Annotated in this window: 23 protein-coding genes; 17 read left to right on the top strand and 6 right to left on the bottom strand. The window is 64.5% G+C overall.

Annotated features, from left to right (window positions below; genetic code table 11):
* Positions 1–165: 165 nt before the first annotated feature.
* The 17 genes from RSE12_10695 to RSE12_10615 all read left to right on the top strand — a co-directional run bounded on the left by RSE12_10695 (position 166) and on the right by RSE12_10615 (position 15,889).
* Complete coding sequence (locus RSE12_10695; GenBank protein ID WRH60880.1) at positions 166–1,209, top strand: hypothetical protein; 1,044 nt, start codon at positions 166–168, stop codon at positions 1,207–1,209.
* An 81-nt stretch (positions 1,210–1,290) separates the two neighbouring features.
* Positions 1,291–2,331, top strand: coding sequence for a dihydroorotase (pyrC, locus tag RSE12_10690; protein WRH60879.1), 1,041 nt, complete (start codon positions 1,291–1,293; stop codon positions 2,329–2,331).
* Positions 2,332–2,460: 129 nt separating this feature from the next.
* Positions 2,461–3,141, top strand: a complete 681-nt coding sequence (locus RSE12_10685) for an orotate phosphoribosyltransferase (protein WRH60878.1) — start codon at positions 2,461–2,463, stop codon at positions 3,139–3,141.
* 253 nt (positions 3,142–3,394) lie between these two features.
* Complete coding sequence (locus RSE12_10680) at positions 3,395–4,894, top strand: replicative DNA helicase (protein ID WRH60877.1); 1,500 nt, start codon at positions 3,395–3,397, stop codon at positions 4,892–4,894.
* A gap of 12 nt (positions 4,895–4,906) precedes the next feature.
* Positions 4,907–5,695 carry an SDR family oxidoreductase gene (locus tag RSE12_10675; protein WRH60876.1) on the top strand — a complete coding sequence of 263 codons (789 nt, stop codon included), beginning with the start codon at positions 4,907–4,909 and terminating at the stop codon, positions 5,693–5,695.
* A 241-nt stretch (positions 5,696–5,936) separates the two neighbouring features.
* Positions 5,937–6,998, top strand: coding sequence for an alanine racemase (gene alr, locus RSE12_10670; GenBank protein ID WRH60875.1), 1,062 nt, complete (start codon positions 5,937–5,939; stop codon positions 6,996–6,998).
* Positions 6,995–7,780: an ABC transporter permease gene (locus RSE12_10665; GenBank protein ID WRH60874.1), complete on the top strand. Its 786-nt coding sequence runs from the start codon at positions 6,995–6,997 to the stop codon at positions 7,778–7,780. The genes alr and RSE12_10665 overlap by 4 nt, the downstream gene beginning before the upstream one ends.
* Positions 7,777–8,523 carry an ATP-binding cassette domain-containing protein gene (locus tag RSE12_10660; protein WRH60873.1) on the top strand — a complete coding sequence of 249 codons (747 nt, stop codon included), beginning with the start codon at positions 7,777–7,779 and terminating at the stop codon, positions 8,521–8,523. Before RSE12_10665 ends, RSE12_10660 begins: the two co-directional genes overlap by 4 nt.
* Positions 8,523–8,897 (top strand): hypothetical protein, encoded by a 375-nt coding sequence (locus RSE12_10655; GenBank protein WRH60872.1) that lies wholly within the window; start codon positions 8,523–8,525, stop codon positions 8,895–8,897. The genes RSE12_10660 and RSE12_10655 overlap by 1 nt, the downstream gene beginning before the upstream one ends.
* 138 nt (positions 8,898–9,035) lie before the next feature.
* Entirely contained in the window at positions 9,036–9,803 is a 768-nt protein-coding gene (locus RSE12_10650; protein WRH64788.1) for a DNA repair protein, read from the top strand.
* Positions 9,804–9,839: 36 nt separating this feature from the next.
* Complete coding sequence (locus tag RSE12_10645) at positions 9,840–10,280, top strand: paraquat-inducible protein A (GenBank protein WRH60871.1); 441 nt, start codon at positions 9,840–9,842, stop codon at positions 10,278–10,280.
* Between the two features lie 31 nt (positions 10,281–10,311).
* Positions 10,312–11,670, top strand: a complete 1,359-nt coding sequence (gene radA, locus RSE12_10640) for a DNA repair protein RadA (GenBank protein ID WRH60870.1) — start codon at positions 10,312–10,314, stop codon at positions 11,668–11,670.
* Between the two features lie 31 nt (positions 11,671–11,701).
* Entirely contained in the window at positions 11,702–12,295 is a 594-nt protein-coding gene (locus tag RSE12_10635) for a CvpA family protein (GenBank protein ID WRH60869.1), read from the top strand.
* Positions 12,296–12,413: 118 nt separating this feature from the next.
* Positions 12,414–13,877: an amidophosphoribosyltransferase gene (gene purF / locus RSE12_10630; GenBank protein WRH60868.1), complete on the top strand. Its 1,464-nt coding sequence runs from the start codon at positions 12,414–12,416 to the stop codon at positions 13,875–13,877.
* On the top strand, positions 13,877–14,242 hold the full coding sequence (locus tag RSE12_10625; protein WRH60867.1) for a DUF1801 domain-containing protein: 366 nt from the start codon (positions 13,877–13,879) through the stop codon (positions 14,240–14,242). Before purF ends, RSE12_10625 begins: the two co-directional genes overlap by 1 nt.
* A gap of 176 nt (positions 14,243–14,418) precedes the next feature.
* Complete coding sequence (locus tag RSE12_10620; protein WRH60866.1) at positions 14,419–15,078, top strand: SDR family oxidoreductase; 660 nt, start codon at positions 14,419–14,421, stop codon at positions 15,076–15,078.
* A gap of 76 nt (positions 15,079–15,154) precedes the next feature.
* Entirely contained in the window at positions 15,155–15,889 is a 735-nt protein-coding gene (locus tag RSE12_10615; protein ID WRH60865.1) for an SDR family oxidoreductase, read from the top strand.
* Positions 15,890–16,006: 117 nt separating this feature from the next.
* Here the strand turns inward: RSE12_10615 and RSE12_10610 are convergent, their stop codons facing one another.
* From RSE12_10610 to RSE12_10585, 6 genes are all read right to left on the bottom strand, one after another.
* Positions 16,007–17,122, bottom strand: a complete 1,116-nt coding sequence (locus RSE12_10610; protein WRH60864.1) for a cystathionine gamma-lyase — start codon at positions 17,120–17,122, stop codon at positions 16,007–16,009.
* 134 nt (positions 17,123–17,256) lie between these two features.
* Positions 17,257–18,156: an NAD(P)-dependent oxidoreductase gene (locus tag RSE12_10605; GenBank protein WRH60863.1), complete on the bottom strand. Its 900-nt coding sequence runs from the start codon at positions 18,154–18,156 to the stop codon at positions 17,257–17,259.
* Positions 18,153–19,583, bottom strand: coding sequence for an aldehyde dehydrogenase family protein (locus tag RSE12_10600; GenBank protein WRH60862.1), 1,431 nt, complete (start codon positions 19,581–19,583; stop codon positions 18,153–18,155). Before RSE12_10600 ends, RSE12_10605 begins: the two co-directional genes overlap by 4 nt.
* Positions 19,584–19,590: 7 nt before the next feature.
* On the bottom strand, positions 19,591–21,177 hold the full coding sequence (locus RSE12_10595) for a trimethylamine methyltransferase family protein (GenBank protein WRH60861.1): 1,587 nt from the start codon (positions 21,175–21,177) through the stop codon (positions 19,591–19,593).
* A gap of 116 nt (positions 21,178–21,293) precedes the next feature.
* On the bottom strand, positions 21,294–23,741 hold the full coding sequence (locus RSE12_10590; GenBank protein WRH60860.1) for an FAD-dependent oxidoreductase: 2,448 nt from the start codon (positions 23,739–23,741) through the stop codon (positions 21,294–21,296).
* A 75-nt stretch (positions 23,742–23,816) separates the two neighbouring features.
* Positions 23,817–26,258: an FAD-dependent oxidoreductase gene (locus RSE12_10585; GenBank protein ID WRH60859.1), complete on the bottom strand. Its 2,442-nt coding sequence runs from the start codon at positions 26,256–26,258 to the stop codon at positions 23,817–23,819.

The raw sequence follows: 26,258 nt of genomic DNA, 5'->3' as shown, positions 1-26,258 counted from the left end.
CGCGACAATCCGCGCAGTCCGCCACCGAACGGCTTTCCAAATGCCCCGTTCCGCGCCAGTCATGCCACAAACTTGCCGTTTGCCTTGGGTAAAACAGAACGCAAGATATGAGGCCCGAGTCCGGGACACGCCCGCGACCGATCCGAGCAGAAAAGGCAAACGCCGATGAACGACCGCGCCGAGGGCGATCTGTCAGACATGGACCGTGACGATGCGGGCGTGGGCGAAGCCCCTGCGTTACAAGCCGTGCTGGACCGTGACCAATGGTTCGCCCGGATTGATGAGCTTTGCGCGGAAGAGGGATATTTCGAACCCCTGGGCAGCAAGCATTGGGCCTATTTCCACGATGACGGCCCGATTCTGCTGGTGTCTTTCGAATCGCTCGACCGCATCCTTGCGCGAAAGGGGCAGATGCCCTTTGGCCATGATGTGGCCATGGCAAATGGCTGGTCGCATCTGACGGTGATTTGCGATGGCGAGACGTGGTTCCGCGATCCTGCCGTCTGGGGCTATTTCGACCGGCTGGTGGATGAGGCCTTTTTCGAAGATTTCGACCGTGTCCTGTTCTACGGCGCGGGGGCGGCGGGCTATGCCGCCTGCGCCTATTGCGTCTGCGCGCCGGGGGCCACCGTTCTGGCTATCAGCCCGCGCGCCACGCTTGATCCGGCTGTTGCGGGATGGGATCACCGCGCCGTCAAGCTGCGCCGGCTCGATTTCTCCAGCCGCTATGGCTATGCCCCGGACATGACCGAAGGCGCGTCGCGCGTCTTTGTGATCTACGATCCGCAGATGCCGGAAAACGCCATGCATGCGGCCCTGTTCCGCGCGGATTGGGTCACGCCCCTGCCCGCGCGCCATTTCGGCGAGACGATCGAATCGGTCGTCGAACAGGCCGACCTTCTGCCCCAACTTCTGACCGCTGCCTGCGAGGCGCGGCTTGATCCGGTCAGCTTCGCCCGCCTCTGGCGTTTCCGCCGCCGCTTTGCCCCCTATCTGCGCGGCCTCTTGCGCAAGGCCGATCTGGCCCAGCGCCCGCTTCTGGCACTTATGATTTGCCGTTCGGTCGTGCAGCGGATGGGTGCGCCACGCTATCGCCGCCGGATGCACGAGCTTGAAGCCCGCCTTGGCCTGCCCTCCACCTCAACGTCAGGCGATGGCAACAGCGACATCGACACCCCCGGCAGCAGCACCGACGAAACCCGCAGCTGAGGCAGGGACAGGGATCACATCCGGGCCGGTCCGTGCCATTCTTTGCTGGAAAGCACGGGCCAGTTGCGCTAGGCGCAAGACATGACCCAGAGCCTTACCATCCGTCGTCCCGATGACTGGCACCTGCATCTGCGCGACGGCGCGATGCTGCAAGGCGTGCTGCCCGAAAGTGCGCGCCATTTCGCCCGCGCGATCATCATGCCCAACCTTGTGCCGCCGGTCGTGACCGGCGATCAGGCCGCCGCTTACCGCGACCGCATCCTTGCCGCCTTGCCCGACGGTATGGTGTTCGAGCCGCTGATGACGCTCTACCTGACCGAAACAACCGACCCCGCCGATGTGGCCGCCGCCCATGCCTCTGGCTTGGTCAAGGCGGTCAAGCTTTACCCCGCCGGGGCAACCACCAACTCCCATGGCGGCGTGCGCGACCTGTCCAAGGTCACGGCCGTTCTGGAAAAGATGGCCGAAATCGGCCTGCCGCTCTGCGTACATGGTGAGGTGACAACGCCCGAGGTCGACATTTTCGACCGCGAAGCTGTCTTCATCGACACCGTCCTCGATCCCCTGCGCCGCCGCATCCCCGGCCTGCGCGTGGTGATGGAACACATCACAACCGAGGAAGGCGTCGCCTATGCCCGGTCAGGCGGCGAAACGCTGGGGGCCACGATCACCACGCATCACCTGATCCTCAACCGCAACCACATCCTCGTGGGCGGGATCAAACCACATTACTACTGCCTGCCCGTGGCCAAGCGCGAAAAACACCGCCTCGCCCTGCGGGCCGCCGCGACAAGCGGCGAAGGGCGGTTCTTCCTCGGCACCGACTCTGCCCCGCATGTCGACGCGCTCAAGGAACATGCCTGCGGCTGCGCCGGGTGCTTTACCGCGACCAACACGATGCAGCTTCTTGCCCATGTGTTCGAGGAAGAGGCGGCCCTCGACCGGCTGGAGGCGTTCAGCAGCCTGAACGGCCCCCGCTTCTATCGCCTGCCCCCGAATGAGGATCGCATCACCCTGACCAAGGGCACCGTCGCCCAATGGCCCGCCAAGATCTTCACCGAGGCAGGCCCCGTTACCGTCTTCGACCCCGGCTTCCCCGTGCATTGGCATGTCGAAGCCTGATCCACGGAAAATTTTCGCCGAAAATTTTCCGCCCCCGCCCCACGCCGAAGAATTTTCGGCGAAAATTCTTCGCCCCGTCCCGAAAATCTTTCGCCGAAAGATTTTCGGGCCCGCCGACAGGAGCCGCCCGTGATCCCCGCTGCCTTCCCCCCGAAAGAAGAAATCGCCCGCCTCACCGCTCGTGCGCTGTTGGAGATCAAGGCCGTCCACTTCAACGCTGAAACGCCCTTCACGCTGGCCTCCGGCTTGCCCTCGCCCACATATATCGATTGCCGCAAGCTGATCAGCTATCCGCGCATCCGCTCCACCCTGATGGATTTCCTGACGATCACCGTCATGCGCGACGCGGGGTTCGAGGCGTTCGACAACATCGCAGGCGGCGAAACTGCAGGCATCCCCTTTGCCGCGCTGGTGGCCGAACGCATGGCGCTGCCCATGACCTATGTTCGCAAGAAACCCAAAGGTTATGGCCGCAACGCCCGCATCGAAGGCGCGATGACAGAGGGCCAGCGCGTGCTGCTGGTCGAAGACCTTACCACCGATGGCGGATCGAAACTGTCCTTCGTCGATGCCATCCGCGACACCGGGGCCACCTGCGCCCATACGGCGGTCATCTTCTACTATGGCATCTTCCCGGAAACGACCCAGCGCCTCGCCGATCATGGCATTGCGCTGCACCATCTGTGCACCTGGTGGGACGTGCTGGCCGAGGCCCGCGCCAGCGGCGCCTTTGATGCGGCCACGCTGGCCGAGGTCGAGGTTTTTCTCAACGACCCCCGCGCCTGGCAAGCGGCCCGCCAGCAGGGATAAGTCGCAGATTCCTGTGGACAGCTTCTGTGGATGCTTTGTGCAGGACTCAGCCGATCCGGGATTTGCCCCATGCAAAACTTGGGTCCACCCGGACAAGCGCCGCAGGATATGGTAGGTTGATCCCCCGGGGGCCGAGTCGCCCTTGGGTTATCCACAATGTTATGCCCGCCTGTTCCTGCGGGCCAAACCGGGGCAATGACGACCCCGAAAGAACACGTGCCAGAACCGATGGCAGACCCGATCCGAGGCAGACATGAACGAAATCGCAACGCTCCGTCCCTCTCTCCCCGCGGCACCGCAGGCCGAGCCGGAATCCCTGCCCCAGAATGTCGAAGCTGAACAGCAGCTTCTCGGCGCGATCCTGACCAATAACGATGTCTATGACCGCATCGCCGCGCTGGTGAAGGCGGATCATTTCTTCGATCCCGTCCATCAGCGCATCTTTGAGAAGGCCGCCGCCCGCATCCAGAAGAATGCTCTCGCCTCTCCTGTCACGCTCAAGCCTTTTTTCGAAGATGACGAAGGGCTCAAGGAACTCGGTGGTCCCGCCTATCTTGTACGCCTTGCCGGTGCCGCCATCTCGTCTTTCGCCGCCCGCGACTATGCCCAGATGATCTATGATCTGGCCGTCCGGCGCGAGTTGATCGCGCTGGGACGCGACATCGCCGCCCGTGCGGCCAAGGTCGAGGTCACCTCGGAACCCCGCGAACAGATCATCGAGGCCGAGCAAAGCCTTTACAAGCTGGGCGAACAGGGCGTGTCGCAGCGCGGCTTCGTCTCCTTCCTGCGCGCCACGACCGAGGCGGTCAATTCCGCCAACGCCGCCTATCAGCGCGGCGGCGGCCTTGCGGGGATTTCCACCGGTCTTGTCGATCTGGACCGCAAACTCGGCGGCCTGCACCCGTCCGACCTTCTGATCCTCGCCGGTCGCCCCTCGATGGGGAAAACCTCGCTTGCCACCAACATCGCCTTCAATATCGCCAAGGCCTATCGCCGCGGCCGCACCCATGACGGCAACGAAGGCGCGGTCGAAGGCGGCGTGGTGGGCTTCTTCTCGCTGGAAATGAGCAGCGAACAGCTTGCCGCACGTATCCTGTCCGAGGCATCCGAAGTGCCCTCCGAACAGATCCGCCGCGGCGACATGACCGAGGTCGAATTCCGCCGCTTTGTCGAAGCCGCGAAATCGCTGGAATCCTGCCCGCTCTATATCGACGACACCCCCGCCCTTCCCATCAGCCAGGTCGCCGCCCGCGCGCGCCGTCTGAAACGCACGCATGGGCTCGATGTGCTGATGGTCGACTATCTGCAACTCCTGAAAGGCACAGGCCGCGGCGAATCCAACCGCGTGCAGGAAGTGTCGGAAATCACCCAAGGGTTGAAGGCCATCGCCAAGGAGTTGAACATCCCCGTCGTGGCGCTGTCACAGCTGTCACGGACGGTGGAATCGCGCGATGACAAACGCCCGCAGCTTTCCGACCTGCGCGAATCCGGATCGATCGAACAGGATGCCGACGTCGTCATGTTCGTCTACCGCGACGAATACTATCACGAACGCCTGAAACCGCAGGAAGACGATCCGCGCTTCACCGAATGGCTCGACAAGATGAACCGCGTGCATGGCAAGGCCGAAGTCATCATTGGCAAACAGCGTCACGGCCCCATCGGAACGGTGGAGTTGAGCTTTGAGGGCCGCTTTACCCGCTTCGGCAACCTCGCCCAGCCCTGGCAGGGCGACGGGCAGGCGCAATACTGACCGGATACACACATGGATCTTCAGCTTCAGAACAAGGTCGTCATCGTCACCGGTGGCGGGTCCGGCATCGGCGGCGCGATCAGCCGTCGCTTGGCACAGGAAGGGGCGATCCCCGTCATCCTCGCCCGCCGCGCGCCGGACGGTGTGTTCCTCTCCGATCTGCGCGCCGATCAGCCCAAGGCAGGCTGGGTGCAGGTCGACCTGTCACAGGACGCCCAGATCGAAGGCGCGATCAAAGAGGTCCATGCCCATTGGGGGCAGGTCTACGGCCTTGTGAACAATGCAGGCACCAATGATGGCGTGGGGCTGGATGCCGGCCCCGCCGCCTTTCGTGCCTCGCTCGACCAGAACCTGATCCATTACTACACGCTGGTGCATCTGCTGCAGGACGATCTCAAGGCCAACCACGGCGCGATCGTCAACATCTCCTCCAAGACCGGGGTCACCGGGCAAGGCTCCACCTCTGCCTATGTCGCCGCCAAGGCCGCGCAACTGGGCCTAACACGCGAATGGGCCGCCGCCTTTGCCCCCCACGGCGTGCGCGTCAACGCGGTGATCCCCGCCGAGGTTCTGACGCCCATGTATGATGCCTGGCTCGACACCTTCCCCGACCGCGATGCCAAACTGGCGGAAATCACCCGCCGCATCCCGCTGGGCCAGCGCATGACGCTGGATACGGAAATGGCCGATACGGTGGTTTTCACCCTGTCGCCGCGCGCAGGCCACACCACCGGCCAATGGCTGTTCGTCGATGGCGGCTATGTCCATCTCGACCGTGCCATGGCGGGCCTGCGCGACTGATCCGGTCCTCAGGCCGCCCCCATTCTTCTCTGCACAACCATCCTCGGGGGACGTCCCGTCAGGGACGGGGGGCAGACAGCCCCCCGGGGCCCCGGTCCGTGCGCAGGCACGGAACGGGGAGAAAAGCCTTGCGCGGGCAACCCTGCCCGCGCGCCATCGGATCACCCTCGCCACCCCGTGATACCCTCGCCGCCAGAATTCCCTTGACCCCGGCCCCGCCCCTGCCGAAAACCCCCGGACCATGGCAACCGCATCCCTTTCCATCGACCTCGACGCCATCGCCGCCAACTGGCAGGCGCTGGATCGCCATTCCGCCCCCGGCGTGCAGACCGCCGCCGTCGTCAAGGCCGATGCCTATGGCACCGGCATCGCCCGCACCGGCCCGGCCCTCGCCCGCGCCGGCGCGCGGCGGTTCTTCGTTGCCGTGACCGAAGAAGGCGCGGCCCTGCGGCAGGTGCTAGGCCCCGGTCCCCAAATCGCAATCCTTGGCGGCCATATGCCGGGTGATACCGAGATGATCCATGATCTCGACCTCACCCCGATGCTCAATTCGCTCCAGCAGGTCACCCGCCATCTGGAGGCGTTGCCCCGCCATCCCTTCGGGATTCAACTCGATACAGGCATGAACCGCCTCGGCATGGAACTGGCGGAATGGCAGGCTGTGGCCCCCATCGTGCTGGCAGCGCGGCCGGAACTTCTGATGTCCCACCTCGCCTGCGCGGATGAGCCGGACCATCCGATGAACCCCATGCAACTGGCCAATTTTCACGCCATGACCGATGGGCTGGGCGTCCCCCGCTCATTCGCAGCCACGGGTGGCATCCTCCTCGGCCCGGACTATCACTTCGACCTCACCCGTCCGGGCATCGGCCTTTACGGCGGCCAACCCTTCGCGCAAGCCCATCCGACCATCACCCTGTCGCTGCCCGTCATCCAAACGCGTGAGGTGGCACCGGGCGAAACCGTGGGCTATGCCTGTGGCTGGACGGCCAGCAAACCTACGCTCGTGGCCACTCTGGCGGCAGGCTATGCTGATGGCCTGCCCCGCGCCCTGTCGGGCAAAGCCACCCTTTGGGATGGCGACACGCCCGTGCCCCTGCTGGGCCGCGTGTCCATGGACCTGATCACCGCCGACATCACCCACCTGCCGCAGGTTCCGCGCAGCCTGGATATCATCGGTCCCCATCAAGGCGTCGATGATCTGGCCGCCGTCGCAGGCACAATCGGGTACGAAATCCTCACCTCGCTCGGCCCGCGTTACACCCGCCGCTACATTGACCGCCGCACAGGGGGGCAGGCATGACCGCCCTTGCCGCGCCGCTCGCCGCCATCGGGCGGCCCGTGCTGGCAGCCTTGGCTGCCATCGGCCGTGTCGCGCTGTTTGCTGCGCAGGTGATCAGCCACCTCTCTCGCCCCCCCTTCTACCCGCGTGAGTTTCTCCATGCGCTGATGCATATCGGCTGGTTCTCGCTCCCTGTCGTGGGCCTGACGGCCGTCTTCACCGGCGGCGCGCTGGCGCTGCAAATCTATTCCGGCGGTGCAAGGTTCAACGCCGAGGCGGTGGTCCCCTCCATCGTCGCCATCGGCATGGTGCGCGAACTCGGCCCCGTCTTGGGCGGCCTGATGGTCGCCGCCCGCGTGGCATCCTCCATCGCGGCCGAGATCGGCACGATGAAGGTCACCGAACAGATCGACGCGCTGGTGACGCTGTCAACCAACCCGATTAAATACCTCGCCGTGCCGCGCGTGCTGGCCGCCACGCTGGCGGTGCCGGTGCTGGTGGGCGTGGGCGATGCCATCGGCATTGCGGGCGGCTGGCTGGTGGGGGTGAACAGGTTGGGCTTCAACTCCACCGTCTATCTGCAAAATACCTATGACTTCCTGGAAAGCTGGGATGTCGTCTCGGGCCTGTGGAAGGGCGCGGCCTTCGGCTTCATCGTGGCGCTGATGGGTTGCTATCACGGCATGAACTCCGGTCGCGGTGCACAGGGCGTGGGCGCGGCCACCAAGGCCGCCGTTGTGGGCGCCTCGGTCCTGATCCTCGCCACCAATTACATCCTTACCGAACTGTTTTTCTCCGCATGATCACGCTCACCGACGTCACCAAGACCTTCGGCAAGAACCGCGTGCTGCGCGGGGTGAACCTGACCATCCCCTCGGGGCAAAGCATGGTCATCATCGGGGGGTCCGGCACCGGCAAATCGGTGCTGCTGAAATGCATCCTTGGCCTTGTCCGCCATGATGGCGGCTCCATCACGCTGGACGGGCAGGATGTCACCAAAGGCGACCGCGATGCCTTTCTCGCCCGCTTCGGGATGCTGTTCCAAGGCGGCGCATTGTTCGACAGCCTGCGCGTCTGGGAAAACGTGGCCTTTCGCCTGATGCGCGGCACCACCAAGCACGCCAAGGCCGAGGCGCGCGAAATCGCCATCGAAAAACTTCGCCGCGTGGGCCTGAAACCCGAAGTGGCTGACCTCTTCCCCGCCGAATTGTCGGGCGGGATGCAGAAACGCGTGGGCCTGGCTCGCGCCATCGCAGCAAGCCCTGAGATCATCTTCTTCGATGAACCCACCACCGGGCTTGACCCGATCATGGCCGGCGTCATCAATGACCTGATCCGCGAAATCGTCACGGAAATGGGGGCCACCGCCATGACCATCACGCATGACATGTCTTCGGTCCGCGCCATCGCCGACCGCGTGGCCATGCTGCATGACGGCGTGATTCAGTGGACCGGCCCCATTGCCGACCTTGACGCCACCGCCGATCCTTATGTCCAGCAATTTATCCACGGGCGGGCCACCGGCCCCATCGCCGCGGTGCGCTGATGCAGGCCTGGGCGGAACAGGCGCTCGCCCTGCTGTCCGGCTCCGGCCTGATCCGCGGCCTCGTTGCCGCGATCCCCGTGACCATCGCAGTCGCCGCGCTGGCAGGCTGGCGGCAAAGGGTAGAGGGCGCGGGTCTGCTGGCGCTGTTCGCCTGCGGCTTCTGCCTCTGGCTGATCCTGCCCTGGCAGTCGGCTTATGTGGAACTGCGTCAGTCCAGCCTCGTCTTTTCAATACTTTGCTGGTTCTGGCTGGTTTGGGCCTGGGCACGGCATGTGCTGGGCGAATGGCCCGCGCCGATCTGGGGCCACTGGATCGTGGGCACCTTTCTGTGGGTTCTTCCCGTCGCCGCGGTGGTCGTCCTTCTGCTGGGCTGATTGTTGCGATTTGGTAAACAATCAGCCCACGAGCCTTGGTCTGTTTCTTTCCAAAACTAATGATCACAAAAACATTTGCCGAATCTCCCGTCCCTGCGCTTGCCTGTCGGACGTGTAAAGAGTGTGTGAGTGCTGCTTATGTCCCCCGTCCTGTCCGGCAACCTGCGTGTTGCCCTGCGCGCGCTGCAATCCGTGGCCCATGGCCTTGTGATCCTGCTCACCCTTTGCCTGATCGCAGCCAGCAGCCTTGCCGCGCTTGGCGTCCTGCCATGGCCCCGCCTTTCACTTGGTTTTGGCGCGTCCGAACTGCCCAATGCCGGCATGTGGGCGCAACTTGGCCTAACCGCTTTCTCGGCCCTGCTCTGCCTGTTTTTGCCGGCCAACACCCGCATGGCCCGTCTGGAACGCAGCCACCGCACCTTTGCCATGGGGCTGGAGGATGTGGCCCACGCCTATCGCATCGCTCATGCCGCCGACCGCGCCGGGGTCTTTGCCCTATCGGCCGAATTTGAGAACATGCGCGCGCGCCTCAACCACCTGCGACAGCACCCCGATCTGGCCCATCTGGAACCCGAACTTCTGCAACTCGCCGCCGCGATGAGCTTTCAGACACGCGATCTCGCCCGCACCTATTCCGATGCCCGCGTCTCGCGCGCCCGCGATTTCCTTCGCCAACGTCAGGAAGAGGTGCAGGCCCTCACCGACCGCATCACCCTCGCGCGGCAAACCACCGATGAACTGCGCCGCTGGCTGACGGATATCGAAGCCGAGGAACGGCTTGCCGAACAGCAGATCAAACGGCTTGAGGCCGACCTGCGCGAAATCCTTCCCCAACTTGGCTATGCGCTTGAGGTTGATGATCCGCGCGACGCCACCGTTGTTCAATTGCCCAAACCGGCAAAGTGACTTGCGCGCAACCGGGCCTTCCCGCCCAATGGGGCCATGCGCATCGCCGTCATCCTGAACCTGTCGCTCCTGATCCTGTTCCCGGTCGCATGGTTCGCGCCGCTTTTGCGCGCGGGCCTTCTGCCGCTCTTCGGCCTGTCGGAAATCTCGGTCATCACCGGCCTTCAGGCGCTTTGGGAGACAGACCCCGCCCTTGCGGCTTTGGTCGCGCTCCTCGCCCTTGTGGCGCCCTATGCAAAGGTGATCGGCCTTGCGCTGATCGACGTTCACCTTCTCTCCCCCCGCGCCCTGCCTGCCCTGCGCCTGCTGGGCCGCTTTGCCATGGCGGACATCTTTCTGATCGCGCTCTACATCGTGCTGGCCAAGGGCACCGGGTTCGGCACCATCGAAACCGCTTGGGGCCTGTGGCTGTTCACCTTCTGTGTGGCGCTGTCGCTGATCCTCACCCACCGCGGCCGCCCCCGTCGCAACCCTTGAACCCCCGGCCCCCAACCGCTACCCAAGAGGCATGAGCAAATCCGCCCCCGCCTTCACCTGCACCGCCTGCGGCACAGTCCACCGCAAATGGGCGGGCAAATGCGATGCCTGTGGCGCGTGGAATTCCATCATCGAAGAGGCCCCTCTGTCGACCGGCCCCAAATCGCTGGGCGCCAAGGGCCGCACCATCCCCCTCACCGACCTGACGACCGAGGAAACCCCGCCGCCCCGCGCCGCCTCGGGGATGGAGGAGTTCGACCGCGTTCTCGGCGGCGGCCTCGTGCCGGCCTCTGCCATCCTCGTGGGCGGCGATCCCGGCATCGGCAAATCCACCCTGCTGCTGCAAGCGACTGCCAGCTTTGCCCGGCGCGGGTTGAAGTGCATGTATATCTCGGGCGAGGAAGCCTCAGCCCAGGTGCGAATGCGCGCCCAACGCCTTGGCCTGACCGATGCGCCCGTGTCGCTTGGTGCGGAAACCGCCCTGCGCGACATCCTCACCACGCTGGATGCCGAACGCCCCGATCTTGCGGTGATCGACTCGATCCAGACCATGTGGCTCGATACCGTCGAGGCCGCCCCCGGCTCCGTCTCTCAGGTCCGCGCCGCCGCCCATGAACTGGTCACCTTCGCCAAACGGCGTGGCGTGGCCGTCATCCTCGTGGGCCATGTAACGAAAGAGGGCCAGATTGCCGGCCCCCGCGTCGTCGAACATATGGTGGATACGGTTCTCTATTTCGAAGGCGAACGCGGCCATCAGTTCCGCATCCTACGCGCGGTCAAGAACCGCTTCGGCCCCGCCGATGAAATCGGCGTGTTCGAAATGACAGGCGACGGTCTGGCGCAGGTCACCAACCCTTCGGCGCTGTTCCTGTCGGATCGCGGCCAGTCCAGCCCCGGCTCGGCGGTCTTTGCAGGCATCGAAGGCACGCGCCCGGTGCTGACCGAAATTCAGGCTCTCGTCGCGCCCTCCAACCTCGGCACCCCGCGCCGTACCGTCGTGGGCCTAGATTCCGGGCGTCTGTCCACCATCCTCGCCGTGCTGGAATCCCGCTGCGGCATCCCCTTTGCGGGCCTTGACGTATTCCTCAACGTGGCTGGCGGCATGCGCGTGTCGGAACCTGCCGCCGATCTGGCCGTCGCCGCTGCGCTGCTTTCCGCCCGCGAAGATGTGGCCCTGCCGCCCGATATGGTGCTTTTCGGAGAAATCTCCCTCTCAGGTGCCCTGCGTCCGGTGGGGCAGACCGAAAACAGGTTGAAAGAAGCGTCGAAACTTGGTTTCTCACAGGCGATTGCGCCGGACCGTTCCAAACTTGGGGCGGATACGGGGATGCGGGTGCGTCAGATGCCCGACCTTACGGCCTTTGTGGGCGAGATGTTCGGGGCGGGCTGACCCCCCCGGCAGGACAGGAGCAGGACGACAGATGGAAGGTTTCACCCTGATCGACGCGGTTGTCGCGGGCATCATCGTGCTTTCGGCGATCCTCGCCTATTCGCGCGGTTTCGTCCGCGAGGCGATGGCCATCGTCGGCTGGATCGGGGCGGCCCTTGTGGCCTTCCTCTTCGCCGCCGCCGTGCAACCGCTGGTCAAGGAACTGCCCGTGGTGGGCGAATTCCTTGGCGACAGTTGCGAATTGTCCATCATCGCGGCCTTCGCCCTTGTCTTTGCCGCCGCGCTGATCGTGGCCTCGCTCTTCACGCCGCTGCTCTCTTCGGCCATCCATCGCACCGCGCTGGGTGGGCTGGATCAAGGGCTGGGCTTCCTCTTCGGCGTCGTGCGCGGTGTGCTTCTCGTCGCCGTGGCCTTTATCGTCTATGACCGCGCCGTCGCCGCCGATGCGATCCCGATGGTGGATGACAGCCGCTCGGCCAAGGTCTTCGCCTCGTTCCAGGAAAACATCGACGCCCAGATGCCGTCTGATGCCCCCGGCTGGATCGTCGCCCGCTACAACGACCTGACTCAGGTCTGCGTCGGCACCGCTGCCCCGGCCGAAACCGCCCCCGCCACCTCGGGCTGATCGCGGCGAACACCGCCTTGTGCACCCGCGCACCGCCGCAGCGCGGCAAAGGGGGCGTGACAGCGGCATGACAAAGCACTAGATCAGACGCATACCCATCCCCGGATTCGGAGGCCCCATGCGCCCCTTCCCCACCCACCCCTTCGATGATGACAAGTTGAAGGAGGAATGCGGTGTTTTCGGCGTGATCGGCGTCGCCGATGCGGCCAATTTCGTGGCCCTTGGCCTGCACGCCCTGCAACATCGCGGGCAAGAGGCAGGCGGGATCGTCGCCTATGATCCCGTGAATGGCTTCAACTCTGCCCGCCGCTTCGGCTATGTCCGCGACAATTTCACCAAGGCCGACGTGATGGACACGCTGCCCGGTGAACTGGCCATCGGCCATGTCCGCTATTCCACCGCAGGCTCCAAGGGCGCGACCGCCATCCGCGATGTGCAGCCCTTCTTCGGCGAATTTTCCATGGGCGGGGCCGCCATCGCCCATAATGGCAACCTGACCAATGCCTCGGCCCTGCGCCGTGAACTCATCGAACGCGGATCGATCTTCCAATCGTCATCAGATTCGGAATGCATCATCCACCTGATGGCCCGCTCCATCCAGAAGACCATCCCCGAACGCATCAAGGATGCGCTGCGCCGGGTTGAGGGTGCCTTCTCCGTCGTCGCCATGACGCGGACAAAACTCATCGGCGTGCGCGATCCGCTGGGCGTGCGGCCGCTCGTGCTCGGCCGCATCGCCGATCACGGTTGGGCGCTGTCGTCGGAAACCTGCGCGCTGGATATCATCGGTGCCGATTTCATCCGCGAAATCGATCCCGGCGAAATGGTGGTGATCGAGAATGACAAGGTGGAAAGCTTCCGCCCCTTCTCGCCCGCGAAATCGCGTTTCTGCATCTTCGAACATGTCTATTTCTCGCGCCCTGACAGCATCCTCGGCGGCCATTCGGTCTATGAAACCCGCCGCCAGATCGGCGTTGAACTTGCCCGCGAAGCCCCGGTCGAGGCGGATCTTGTCTGCCCCGTCCCTGATTCCGGCACCCCCGCCGCCATCGGCTATGCGGCCGAATCCGGCATCCCCTTCGGTCTGGGCATCACCCGCAACCAATATATGGGCCGCACCTTCATCGAACCGACCGAACAGATCCGCAACATGGGCGTGCGTCTGAAGCTGAACGTCAACCGCGCCCTGATCAAGGGCAAGCGGGTGATCCTAGTGGACGACTCCGTCGTTCGCGGCACCACCTCGCGCAAGATCAAGGACATGATCCTTGATGCCGGCGCGGCCGAGGTGCATTTCCGCATTGCCTCGCCCCCCACCGCCTGGCCCTGCTTCTACGGCGTTGACACGCCCGAACGCTCCAAGCTCCTTGCCGCCACCATGTCCGAGGATGAGATGCGCGACTGGATCGGGGTGGACAGCCTGAAATTCGTCTCCCTCAACGGCCTTTATCGCGCCGCCGGCGAAGCCGCAGGCCGCGACCCCGCAAATCCACGCTACTGCGATGCCTGCTTCTCGGGCGACTACCCGGTCGCCCCCTCCGACAAGATCGAAGAAGGCTTTCAGATGAAGGCCGCCCAGTGATGGCCGGCGGGGTGGCAGAGGTCGACGCCTACCTCGCCGCCCTGCCCCCCGCGCCGCAAGCTGCCCTGCGCGACCTGCGCGCCACGCTCGCGCAACTTCTGCCCGATCATGTCGAGACGATCTCCTATGCAATGCCCGGCTTCCGCCAACCGGGGCCAAAGGGCAAGATGGTTGCAGGCTATGCCGCCTTCGCGCGGCATCTTGGCCTCTACCCCCATTCCGGCAACATCCTGCCGCAGCTCGCCGCCGAAACCATCGGCTTCAAAACCTCCAAAAGCGGCATCCTCTTCACTCCGGACCACCCCCTTCCCAAGGATCTTATCCAGCGCATCCTGGCCCTGCGTCAGGCCGAGTTGGCACAGTAACCTACCGGTCAAGGCCTGCCCGTAACCCTTGCCCCCGGCCCTTGCCCTGTCTTCTCTGTTCAAATATCCCACGGGGGTCCGGGGGTGTGAAACCCCCGGGGCTCGTCCCATAGAACCACGTCACAGAAAACGTCACAGAAAACCTCGCCGCAGCCCCCCGCAAACCAAGGCCCGAAATGACCCAGAAAATCGCTCTCGTCACCGGCGCCTCCCGCGGCCTCGGGGCCGCAATGGCCGAACAGCTTGCCCTGCGTGGCTGGCATGTGGTGGCTGTCGCCCGCACCGTGGGCGGGCTGGAGGAACTGGATGACCGGGTCAAATCCGCCCATCTTCCCGGCGCCGGCGCCCTGACCCTCGCGCCGATGGATATCACCAACGACGATGCCATGCGCCATCTCTGCCGGTCCATCCACGATCGCTGGGGGCATCTGGACCTCTGGGTCCATGCCGCCATCCATGCGGCTCCGCTGGCCCCGGCCGGCAGTCTGGATGCCAAGGATTGGGACAAATCCATCACCACCAACTCCCGCGCCACGGGCGCGCTGATCCCAATGGTGGAACCCCTTCTGCGCGCCGCCGCGCAAGGTACGGCGCTGTTTCTCGATGATCCCAAGGCCGGCACAAAATTCTATGCCGCCTATGGCGCAACCAAGGCCGCACAGATCGCCCTCGCCCGATCCTGGGCGGCGGAGAATGCCAAGCACGGCCCCCGCGTCGTCATTGCTGAACCCGCGCCCATGCCCACTGCCACACGCGCCCGCTTTCACCCCGGCGAAGACCGCAGCATCCTCGCCGACCCACGCGCTGAAGCGGCACGCATCCTCGATGATCTCTGACTAACATGTCAGTTTGTCCTTGCCCCCGCGCCCGCCATCCGCTTGACTGGCAGGCATAGGGATAAGGGACAGGATCATGCGCCTTGCAGGCAAAACCGCCTTCTGCACCGCCTCTGGCGCCGGGATCGGCCTCGCCACAGCCCGCGCGTTCAAGGCCGAAGGCGCCCGCGTCATCGCGACCGACATCAACAGCAAAGCGGTTGAGGCGCTGCGCGACGAAGGAATCGACGCCCACCGCCTCGACGTGACAGATGCCGCCGCCATAACGGCCCTCGCCGCCATGGCAGGCCCGGTGGATATTCTCTTCAATTGCGCGGGCTTCGTTCATGCCGGCACCATCCTCGATTGCGAGGAGAAGGATTTCGACTTCTCGGTCGAATTGAACGTGAAATCCCTCTACCGCGTCACCCGCGCCTTCCTGCCAGCCATGCTGGACAATGGCGGCGGCTCCATCGTGAACATCGCCTCGGTCGCCTCGTCGATCATCGCCGCGCCCAATCGCTTCGTCTATGGCGCGACCAAGGCCGCCGTCATTGGCATCACCAAATCCATCGCTGCCGATTACGTCACCCGCGGCATCCGCTGCAACGCGATCTGCCCGGCCACTGTCGAATCCCCCTCGCTGGAACAGCGCCTGCGCGCCACGGGCGATTACGAAGCCGCCCGCGCCGCCTTCATCGCGCGCCAACCCATGGGCCGCATCGGCCAGCCCGAGGAGATTGCCCATCTGGCGGTCTACCTCGCCTCCGACGAATCCGTCTTTCTGTCAGGGCAGGCGATCAGCATCGATGGCGGCTGGACCAACGTCTGACCGCGCCAAGAGGGAAATTTTTCACCGAAAAATTTCCCGAAGCGCCTTCTCCGAAGGCCCCGATTTTTCGCAGAAAAATCGCCAGTAGAAAATTCTTCGCCGAAGAATTTTCACCCCTCACACAGCGTCCAGCGCCGCGCTGATCCCGTCCCACAGCGCCTCCACCGGCTCCACCCCGATCGACAGCCGCAAGAACCCTTCCGGCACAGCGTCGCCCCAGCGCGCCCGCCGCTCCCCCGCCGAATGGGTCGACCCGAAAGAGGTCGTCCGCGCCATATAGGGGCAGGCCTCCAGAAAGCGTTCCGCCACCTCGGCACTGTCCAGCGTCATCCCGATCAGGAACCCGAACCCCTGCGCCTGCTGCGCGGTCACCGCATGGGATGGATCACCCGGCAGCCCCGGATAGCGCAGCGCCCTCACTTTGGGATGCCCCGCCAGTCGCTCCGCCACGACCTGCGCGCTGGCACACATACGCGACAGGCGCAGTTCCAGCGTCTCGATCCCGCGATGCACGAGCCAAGCCTCGAACGCCCCCGGCACCGCACCTGACAGCTTGCGCCAATCCCGCACCTTCTGCATCAGGTCCGCATCCCGCCCGGCCACATGGCCGAACAGCACATCCGAATGCCCGCCCGGTGCCTTGGTATCCGCCGCCACCACCAGATCGGCGCCCAGGTCCAAGGGCCGCTGCAAGACCGCCGTCATCGTGGTGTTGTCCACAATCACCACCGCCCCCACCGCATGGGCCCGCGCCGCCACTGCGGCGATGTCGCACACCTCCAGCCCCGGATTGGACGGCGTCTCGATATAGACGATCCCCGCCCCCGTGAAATCAGCCGCAGCCATATCTACGGTAGGCACATAATCCAGCGTCACGCCGAAGGGTCGCAGGAACCCCTCGGCAAACAGCCGCACGGTGTAATACCCGTCCGACGGAAGGATCACCCGCTTACCCGGAACCACCGCCGCAAAAAGCGCCGCCGAAATCGCGGCCATCCCTGACGGGAAGCTCACACAAGGCGCGCCTTCCAACACCGCCATCTGCGCCTCGACCTCTTCCCAGGTCGGCATCGACATGCGGCCATAGATGAAACCGCCCACATCCGACCGGGGCAGATGATAGGTGGCTGCGCTGACCAAAGGCGGCGTGACCGGATCCCCCTGTTCCAGCCGCGCCGCGCGGTGGTGCAGCAGGTCGGCAAAACGGCGGTCGTCATTGTTGCGTAGGGTCATTGGCGGGCTCCTTTGCGGCGAACCTTCCCCGCCACGGCGGCAAATGCAACCCCGCGCGCTGCAATGGATGGCAAGCCCCGGGGGCGCTTCGCCCCCCGGACCCCCAGAGGATATTTTCCCAGAGAAGAATAGACTTACTCAAGCCGCGCCGGGAACCCATCCGCCCGCAGATCGGTGCCTAGTGCATCCTCCAAGAGCTTCACGATCTGCGTTGATTGCGCGCCGCCGCCGTATACCGCCTTGCCCTTCATGAAAGTCTGGTTGGTCATCGCGGCAAGGTCCAGTGGCACCCCGAATTCGCGCCCGAACCCCATCGCAAAGCCCAGATCCTTCAGCGCCAGATCCATCGAGAACGCAATGTCATAGCTGCCATTCAGGATCAGCTGCCCCTCTGTCTCATGCACAAAGGAGCTGCCGGATGAAGCCGCAATCGCCTCCCACGCGGTCTTCAGGTCCAGCCCGCCCCGCTTTGCCAGCATCAGCGCCTCGCCATCTGCCACCAGATGGATGAAGGCCAGCATGTTGGTAATCACCTTGATCACTGCCGCACTGCCCAAGGGGCCCATGTGGAAGATGCGGTTCCCGATCGCTTCCAGAGCGGGTTTGTGCATCGCGAACAGGTCGGCATCACCGCCCACCAGCACGGTGATCTCTCCCCGCGCGGCCAGATGCACGCCCCCGGTCACAGGCGCCTCCAGCAGCCGCACACCCCCTGTCCGCGCCAGCCCCGCCAGCCGCAGGATATCATCCCGCCCAAGGGTGGAGTTTTCGATCCAGGTCGCGCCGGGTTTCATCTCGGTCAGCAGTTGCGCCAGCACCGCCTCGGATACGGCAGGCGACGGCAGGCAAGTGAACACATGGTCCACCTGTGCTGCCACCTCGGCCGGGCCTGCGGCGACTTTCGCCCCCATGGCCCGGTGCCGTTCGGCAAGCGCGGGATCGCGGTCATAGACCACAACCTCATGCCCGGCCCGGATCAGGCTCGCCGCCAGATGCCCGCCCAGATTGCCCAGACCTACATAGCCGTATTTCATTTTCCGTGACCCACGATTGCCTTCACCTCGCAAAAATCATGGATGCCCCAATCGGCATATTCCCGACCGTTGCCCGATTGCTTGTATCCGCCAAAGGGCGCGAAAGTATCCCAGGCGGGGTAGTTCAGGCTCACCTGTCCCGCCCGCATCCGCCGCCCCACGGCAATCGCCTCTGCCGTCGGCCCCTGCACATAGGCGGCAAGGCCATAGACGGTGTCATTGGCCATCTCTACCGCGTGATCGACGGTCTCATAACCGATCACCGCCAGCACGGGGCCAAAGATTTCCTCGCGCGCCACGGTCATGTCATTGGTCACATGGCCAAAGATGGTGGGCCGTGCGAACCAGCCCCGGTTCAGCCCGGCAGGCCGCCCCGTGCCGCCTGTCACCAGCGTGGCCCCTTCATCGATGCCCTTCTGGATCAACCCCTGCACCTTGTCGAATTGCAGCTTGGAAATCAGCGGCCCCATCGTCACCGCCGGATCGTTGGGGTCGCCCACAACCACCGCCTCGGCGGCCTCTTTCGCGACAGCCAGCGCCTCATCCATCCGCGCCATCGGTACGAACATCCGCGTGGGCGCATCGCAGGATTGCCCCGTATTGCCAAAGCAGCCTTCCACACCGCCCGCCACCGCCGCAGCCAGATCGGCAGTCGGCAGGATGATATTGGCCGATTTGCCGCCCAGCTCCTGCGCCACGCGCTTCACGGTGGGGGCAGCCGCCGCCGCAACCGCCGTACCCGCGCGAGTGGACCCGGTGAAGCTTACCATGTCCACTTCCGGATGCGACGACATACGCGCGCCGACCTCGGGGCCAGAGCCGTTGACCATGTTGAACACGCCCGCAGGCACGCCCGCCGCATGGCAGACTTCGGCAAACAGCACGCCCGACAGCGGGGCGATTTCAGACGGTTTCAGAACCATCGTGCAGCCTGCCGCAATCGCTGGCCCCACCTTGCAGGCGATCTGGTTCATGGGCCAGTTCCACGGCGTGATCAGCGCACAAACACCAATCCCCTCACGGATCAGCAGCGTGTCGCCCCGCATTTCTTCCCAATGAAACTCCTTGGCCGCCTTGATTGTGCTTTCCAGATGCACCTGCCCCGCCCAGGCCTGCGCCTCGCGCGCCCAGGCCATCGGCGCACCCATCTCGGTGCTCATCGCCACCGCGAATTCCTCATAGCGCGCGTTGTACTCGGCCAGAATCCGCTCCAGCAGCGCGATCCGCTCCTCCGCCGACCAGGTTGAGAAGCCTGCAAAAGCTGCCCGCGCCGCCATGATCGCCCGATCCGCATCCGCAACCGACCCCAGCGCCACCTGTGCCACGATCTCTTCGGTGGCGGGATTCTCTACGCCCATCATGGTTCCGCCCAGCGGCGCCACCCATTCACCGTTGATGTAGAACTTGGAAAGGTTCGCGTAAGTCATTCTGTCCTCACCGGAAATAGATGTTGAAGCGCGCCCGGATCGCGGCATCGATCTCGGGATCGACCACGCAGCCGGCCTTAGCCAGTATGTCATTCTTGCGCCGGATTGCCGTATCCAGCAACAGCGGCTTTCCGGCCTCGTTCCATTCCTTGGGACTCATGCGGTTGGCCGCATTGGGATAGATGTATTCCGTCTGCATCAGGCTCAGCGTCTGATCCGACCCCAGATAATGCCCGGGTCCACCCAGACAGACCTGCTTCATCGCCTCGATGCTGGTGGAATCCTCGGTCACGTCGATCCCCCGCACCAGCCGCATCGCCTGCCCCAGCAGGTCATCGCCCAGTACCAATGACTCCAGACAGAAGCCCAGCAGCGATGCATGCATCCCCACCGCCTCATAGCACATGTTCAACCCCGCCAGACCGGCCAGCGCATTCGTGATGCCCTGCTCCCAACCGGCCTGCATGTCAGGCAGTTTGCTGTCGGAAATCCCCGACGCCGCGCCACCGGGCAGATCATAGAACCGATGCATCTGCGCGCAGCCCGCCGTCAGCAGGGCTTGTTCCGCACTCCCGCCCGACATCGCCCCCGTCCGCAGATCGCTGACAAAGGGCCATGTGCCAAAGATCGCCGGCGCCCCTTTCTTGATCGCGTTCACATAGACAACGCCCGCCAGACATTCCGCCACCGCCTGCACTATGGTCAAAGCGATCGGCGCAGGCGCCGTCGCCCCCGCCTGCCCTGCGCTCAAAAGCAGCATGGGCATGCCCCGCCGCACGCAATCCTCCATCGTGATGCAGGACTCTTCGGCAAACTTCATCGGCGGCACGACAAAGCAGTTGGAATTGCTGACAAATGGCCGCTCAAGCCATTTCTCCTCGCCCCCCGCCACCGTGTAGAGCATGTCAAAACAATCGGCGACATGGGACGGATCGCTGAATGATGTCCCCACATGCTTCTTCGTACCCGCAAGGCAGGCATAAAGCGTGTTCAGGTCCATCTCGCGGTTGTCCACCACATCACGGCAAACCATCGTGCGCTGATAAAAGTGGATGTTGTCGAGGTTGTCGACCAGCCGCGCCCCGTCATACAGGTCTTGCGCGGTCGACTCGCGATACTCCAGCGTGATGGGGTCCACGATATGCACCGCCGCCCCAGCCGTGCCGAAATGCACCTTGGTTCCCGACAGTTCCAGATCATGCTTCGGGTCGCGCGCATGCAGCGTGATGTTGCGCGCCGCCACCGTCAGCATGTCCTCGACCAGCGCGCGGGGAAAACGGATACGCCCATCGTCGCCCAGAATCGCGCCTGCCTTGGTCAGGATCTTCACTCCTGATGGCGGGGCTTGTGACAGCCCGATCACCTCCAGCGCTTCAAGCGCGCTTTCATGGATCTTCGCCATCCCGGCCTCGGTCAGGGGTTTGTACTGCCCGCCCGACATGCCGCCGCGAACGGGCCGCACATTTTCGGCCAACGGGGCCGACCGCAGGGCCACCCGTGCCGACCGCCCACCAGACCGCCCAGAAGCGCGCCGCGTCGGTTCGCAGACCTCGCCCACCGTACCCGCATCCGCGCCTTCGATTGCCTCAGCCATGACCCGCTCCCTGATTCATCTGTTCCCAAATATCCTGCGGGGGTCTGCCATCGCGTCCGCCACGGGTCCAAGGACCGATGGCAGACAAGGCGCAAAGCCCCCCAGACCGCCCGATGTCACGCACGCACCCGCTCCGATTTCGGGTCATACATCGGTGCCAGTGACGCCACAGCCCGATGCCGCACCCCCGCCACCTCGATCTCATAGCTTGAGGCAAGCACCGCTTCTTCGCTCTCGCCCGCGCAGGGCACATACCCCATGCCGATCGCGCCCCCGAGGAAGTGCCCGTAATTCCCGCTTGTCACCGGCCCCACGATCCGGCCATCGCGCACAATGGCCTCATTGTGGAACAGCATGACTTCGGGGTCCTCCATCCGGAACTGCACCATCCGACGGCTCAGCCCGGCCTCCTGTTTGCGCAGCACCGCCTCGCGACCCAGGAAGGCCGGCTTCTTCTTCGAAACGGTAAAGCCCAACCCCGCCTCCAGCACATGATCCTCATCGGTGATGTCATGGCCCCAATGGCGATAGGCTTTCTCGATCCGGCAGGAATCCAGCGTGTGCAGCCCGCACAGCGTGAAACCCAACCCCTCGCCCGCCGCCTCCAGCGCCTCGAACACATGCGCCGTCTGGTCGGAACTGACGTAAAGCTCCCACCCCAGCTCGCCCACATAGGTCACCCGATGCGCCCGGGCCAAACCCATGCCGACCTCGATCTCACGCGCCGTCCCGAAAGGATGCGCTGCGTTAGAGAAATCATCGGGGGACACCCGCGCCATCAGATCGCGCGCCTTCGGCCCCATCACGCACAGAACGGACTCCGCCGCCGTCATGTCGGTGATGACAACGAATTCCTCATCCAGACAGCGCCGCAGATGGGCCAGATTGCGCTGCAACGTCGCCCCCGGCACCACCAGCAGATAGGCCGTCTCCGACAGCCGTGTGACCGTCAAATCCGCCTCGATCCCGCCCCGCGCATTCAGAAACATGGTATAGACGATCCGCCCCACCGGCACGTCCACCTCTGCCGAACAGACCCGGTTCAAAAAGGCCGCTGCATCGCGCCCCTCCACCCGGATCTTCCCGAAAGAGGTCATGTCAAAGAACCCGACGCCGTTCCGAACCGCCAGATGCTCGGCCTTCTGGTTCTCGAACCAGTTCTGCCGCTTCCAGCCGTACCGATATTCCCGCTCCTGCTCCGGCTTCGCGAACCAGTTCGCCCGCTCCCATCCCGCGACCTCGCCGAACACCGCCCCGCGCGCCTTCAGATGCTCATGCAACGGCGTCCGCCGCACATCACGCGATGTAACCATTTGCCGATAGGGGAAATGGTCCGCATAAAGCAGCCCCAGCGTCTCGCTCACCCGTTCCTTAAGGTATGCCCGGTTGCGCTGGAACGGCTGCGCCCGGCGGATATCCACCTCCCACAGATCAAACGGCGGCTCGCCTTCGGTGATCCAGGATGCCAGCGCCATCCCCGCCCCGCCAGACCCCGCGATCCCGACAGAGTTATACCCCGCCGCGATCCAGTATCCGCCAAGCTCCGGCGCCTCGCCCAAATAGTAGCGATCATCCGGGGTAAAGCTCTCCGGTCCATTGAAAAAGGTGTGAATCCCCGCCGTCTGAAACAGCGGCATGCGGTTCATCGCATCTTCAAGGATCGGCGTGAAATGCTCCCAATCCTCGGGCAGCGTGTCGAACATGAAATCGTCGCGGATGCCCCCCATGCCCCAGGGTTTGGCCTTGGGCTCAAAGGCCCCGATCATCATCTTGCCCGCATCGGATTTGTAATAGGCACATTCATCCGGCACCCGCAGCACGGGCAGATGGCCCAGCCCCTCCACCGGTTCGGTGATCAGGTAGAAATGCTCGCAGGCATGCAGCGGCAGCGTCACGCCCGATTGCGCCGCGAGGTCACGCCCCCACATGCCCCCGCAGTTCACCACCACATCGGCGGCGATGAACCCCGGCTCGCCATCAGCGCCGATGTAATCCACCCCCGTCACGCGGCCCCCCGCCTGACGCACACCCGTCACCTTGGTATGCTCAAAAATCTGCGCCCCGCGCATCCGCGCACCCTTGGCCAGCGCCATCGCGATGTTGGCTGGATCGCATTGCCCATCCAGCGGCAGATGCACCGCCCCCACCACGTCCGACACGTTCAGATGCGGATACATCTCCTTCACCTGCGACGGCGAAATCTCCGCCACATCCACCCCGAAGATGCGCGCCACCGTCGCCTGCCGCAGCAATTCCTCCCGCCGATGCTCGGTCAGGGCCACCGATATGCTGCCCACCTGCCGCATCCCCGTCGCCACCCCCGTCTCCGCCTCCAGCTTGACGTAAAGGTCCGCGGAATACTTCGCCAGACGCGTCATGTTGGCCGATCCGCGCAACTGCCCGATCAGCCCCGCCGCATGCCATGTGGTGCCGGACGTCAACTGCTTGCGCTCCAGCAGCACCACATCGGTCCAGCCCGCCTTGGCCAGATGATAGGCCACCGAACAGCCCGACACGCCGCCCCCGATCACCACTGCCCGCGCCTTCGCCGGTATTGCTGCCATGACCTTGCTTTCTTCTCTGTTCAAGTATCCTGCGGGGGGTCCGGGGGGCGCAAAGCCCCCCGGTCCTGCCCGATCTCACGCGCGCAAGCGTTCGTTCTTCGCATCCCACAGCGGCGCATCCTCGCAGACCAGCGCCGGATAGCGTTCCCCGAAGATCTCCACCTCGACCGCCGTCCCTGGCACAGCCAGTTCCGCCCGCAGCATCCCCAGTGCCACGACCTTCCCCACCCGATGCCCGAAATAGCCGCTCGTGGTTTCTCCCACGACCGCGCCATCGTGCCAGATCGTCGACATGTAGGGCGGATCGCACTCCCCCGCCTCGACCGTCAGGGTCACGAAGCGCTTGGTCACGCCCCGCTGCTTCTCCGCCGCCAGCGCCGCCTTGCCCCGGAACTCCTTGCCCCAGTCGACAAACCGCTCCAGCCCGCCCTGCAACACGGTGTAATCGGTCGAAAGGTCACCCTTCCACGCCCGATACCCCTTTTCCACCCGCAGGGAATTCAGCGCGAACATCCCGAAGGGTCGCAGCCCCAAAGGCCGCCCCGCCGCCATCACCGCGTCGTATACAGCCGCCGTATCCGCCACCCGCGAATGGATCTCCCACCCCAGTTCACCCGCGAAACTCACCCGCATCAGGAACACCGACCGCCCCGCGATCCGCCCCTCCTGCCAGGTCAGCCAGCCCTTGCCCAGATCCGCCTCGCAGCCCGCCGCGACAAGCACCTCCCGCGCCTTCGGCCCCGTCAGGATCTGGGTCGACCAACCCTCGGTTTCATCGACCATCGACAACCCGGCAGGCAGCGTCGACAAAAGCCATTCCTTGTCATGCATCTGCGCGGTGGCCGCGGTGATCAGCAGCACCTCGTCCTCGGCCAGACGCGCGACCGACATCTCGGTGACGATCCGCCCCTTCTCGTCCGCGAAATAGGCCAGACCCAACCGCCCGACCGCAGGAACCTTCCCCGTGATTTGCGCCGACAGCCAGTCCACCGCCCCCGCCCCGCTTACGCGGAACCGCGAAAACCCCGGCAGGTCCAGAATCCCGCAGGCATCCCGCACTGCCAGACATTCCTCGCGCACCGCGCCGAACCACGGGCCTTCCCGGTCCCAAGTCCGCTGGGCGTCTTCGCTCACATCATCACCGGGTCGCGCATACCACAGCGCACGCTCCCAGCCGTTATACGGCCCGAACTGCGCCCCCATCGCCGCCACCCTGTCATGCACGGCCGACAGCTTCTTCCCCCGCCCCTCGGGCCAGGTGTGATGCGGGAAATGGATGGCATATTCGTGCCCGTAAACCTCCATCCCCTTCTTCACGCAATATTCCGGGTCCTCAAAGCCGGTAAACCGGCGCGGGTCGCAGGACCACATGTCCCATTCCGTCGCACCCTCGGTCACCCATTCCGCCAGCACCTTGCCCGCCCCGCCCGCCTGACAGATGCCAAAGGTGAACACGCAGGCCTCATAGGCATTGGGCACACCGGGCATAGGCCCGATCAATGGGTTGCCATCGGGGGTATAGGGGATAGGTCCGTTGATCACCTTCGTCAGATTGGCCTGCGCCAACAGCGGCACCCGCGCCATGGCGTCGTTGATATGCCATTCCAACCGCTCCAGATCATCCGGGAAGAGCTGGAAGCTGAAATCCTCCGGCATCGGATCATCAGGTGTCGCCCAATGCGCGCGGCAATTGCCCTCATAGGGGCCAAGATTGAAGCCGTATTTCTCTTGCCGCAGGTAATAGCTCGAATCCACGTCCCGCAGGAGCGGCAGCTTCTGCCCCGCCCCCTTGGACCAGCTTTCCAGTTCCGGGATCGTGTCGAACAGCATGTATTGATGGCTCATCACCATCATCGGCAGGTCGCGGCCAAACATCTTTGCCACGTCGCGCGCATAGTATCCGGCGGCATTCACCACGATCTCGCAGCGGATCTCGCCCTTGGGGGTTTCCACCACCCATTCATCGCCCTCGCGCCGCACGCCCGTTGCCGGACAGAACCGTTCGATCCGCGCCCCCATCTGCCGCGCCCCCTTGGCAACGGCCTGCGTCAGCTGCGCCGGATCGATGTCCCCGTCATAGGGGTCGTACAGGGCCCCCGACAGATCATGCGTCTCAAGGAACGGATAGCGCGACTTGATCTCGTCAGGGCCAAGGATGTTCAGGTCCATCCCCTGATACCGCCCCATGCCCACCACACGCTTGAACTCCTGCAACCGCTCCTTGCTGTGGCCCAGCCGGACCGATCCGGTGACGTGATAGTTCATCGGATAGTCCACCGCCGCGCCAAGGCCGCGATACAACTCGGCCGAATAGCGCTGCATGTTCATGATCGACCAGCTGGAAGAAAACGTCGGCACATTGCCCGCCGCATGCCAGGTGGACCCAGCCGTCAATTCGTTCTTTTCCAGAAGCACGCAATCCGTCCACCCGGCCTTGGCCAGATGATAAAGCGAGGATGCCCCCACAGCCCCCCCGCCGATAATGACCACCCGCGCGCTTGTGGGAAATTCCGCCAT

Origin of the sequence: Fuscovulum sp. (assembly GCA_035192965.1) — a bacterium.
Lineage (GTDB): Bacteria > Pseudomonadota > Alphaproteobacteria > Rhodobacterales > Rhodobacteraceae > Paragemmobacter.
This window is presented reverse-complemented; position numbering and strand designations above follow the sequence as displayed.

Bases quoted from the DNA above. Each gene is read 5' to 3' on its own strand.
- RSE12_10665 (WRH60874.1), top strand. From the start codon at position 6,995: ATGACCGCCCTTGCCGCGCCGCTCGCCGCCATCGGGCGGCCCGTGCTG.
- RSE12_10625 (WRH60867.1), top strand. From the start codon at position 13,877: ATGGCCGGCGGGGTGGCAGAGGTCGACGCCTACCTCGCCGCCCTGCCC.
- RSE12_10600 (WRH60862.1), bottom strand. From the start codon at position 19,583: ATGACTTACGCGAACCTTTCCAAGTTCTACATCAACGGTGAATGGGTG.
- RSE12_10645 (WRH60871.1), top strand. From the start codon at position 9,840: ATGCGCATCGCCGTCATCCTGAACCTGTCGCTCCTGATCCTGTTCCCG.
- RSE12_10590 (WRH60860.1), bottom strand. From the start codon at position 23,741: ATGGCAGCAATACCGGCGAAGGCGCGGGCAGTGGTGATCGGGGGCGGC.
- RSE12_10620 (WRH60866.1), top strand. From the start codon at position 14,419: ATGACCCAGAAAATCGCTCTCGTCACCGGCGCCTCCCGCGGCCTCGGG.
- RSE12_10650 (WRH64788.1), top strand. From the start codon at position 9,036: ATGTCCCCCGTCCTGTCCGGCAACCTGCGTGTTGCCCTGCGCGCGCTG.
- alr (WRH60875.1), top strand. From the start codon at position 5,937: ATGGCAACCGCATCCCTTTCCATCGACCTCGACGCCATCGCCGCCAAC.
- radA (WRH60870.1), top strand. From the start codon at position 10,312: ATGAGCAAATCCGCCCCCGCCTTCACCTGCACCGCCTGCGGCACAGTC.
- RSE12_10635 (WRH60869.1), top strand. From the start codon at position 11,702: ATGGAAGGTTTCACCCTGATCGACGCGGTTGTCGCGGGCATCATCGTG.
- RSE12_10615 (WRH60865.1), top strand. From the start codon at position 15,155: ATGCGCCTTGCAGGCAAAACCGCCTTCTGCACCGCCTCTGGCGCCGGG.
- RSE12_10660 (WRH60873.1), top strand. From the start codon at position 7,777: ATGATCACGCTCACCGACGTCACCAAGACCTTCGGCAAGAACCGCGTG.
- RSE12_10655 (WRH60872.1), top strand. From the start codon at position 8,523: ATGCAGGCCTGGGCGGAACAGGCGCTCGCCCTGCTGTCCGGCTCCGGC.
- RSE12_10695 (WRH60880.1), top strand. From the start codon at position 166: ATGAACGACCGCGCCGAGGGCGATCTGTCAGACATGGACCGTGACGAT.
- pyrC (WRH60879.1), top strand. From the start codon at position 1,291: ATGACCCAGAGCCTTACCATCCGTCGTCCCGATGACTGGCACCTGCAT.
- RSE12_10610 (WRH60864.1), bottom strand. From the start codon at position 17,122: ATGACCCTACGCAACAATGACGACCGCCGTTTTGCCGACCTGCTGCAC.
- purF (WRH60868.1), top strand. From the start codon at position 12,414: ATGCGCCCCTTCCCCACCCACCCCTTCGATGATGACAAGTTGAAGGAG.
- RSE12_10595 (WRH60861.1), bottom strand. From the start codon at position 21,177: ATGGCTGAGGCAATCGAAGGCGCGGATGCGGGTACGGTGGGCGAGGTC.
- RSE12_10605 (WRH60863.1), bottom strand. From the start codon at position 18,156: ATGAAATACGGCTATGTAGGTCTGGGCAATCTGGGCGGGCATCTGGCG.
- RSE12_10675 (WRH60876.1), top strand. From the start codon at position 4,907: ATGGATCTTCAGCTTCAGAACAAGGTCGTCATCGTCACCGGTGGCGGG.
- RSE12_10585 (WRH60859.1), bottom strand. From the start codon at position 26,258: ATGGCGGAATTTCCCACAAGCGCGCGGGTGGTCATTATCGGCGGGGGG.
- RSE12_10680 (WRH60877.1), top strand. From the start codon at position 3,395: ATGAACGAAATCGCAACGCTCCGTCCCTCTCTCCCCGCGGCACCGCAG.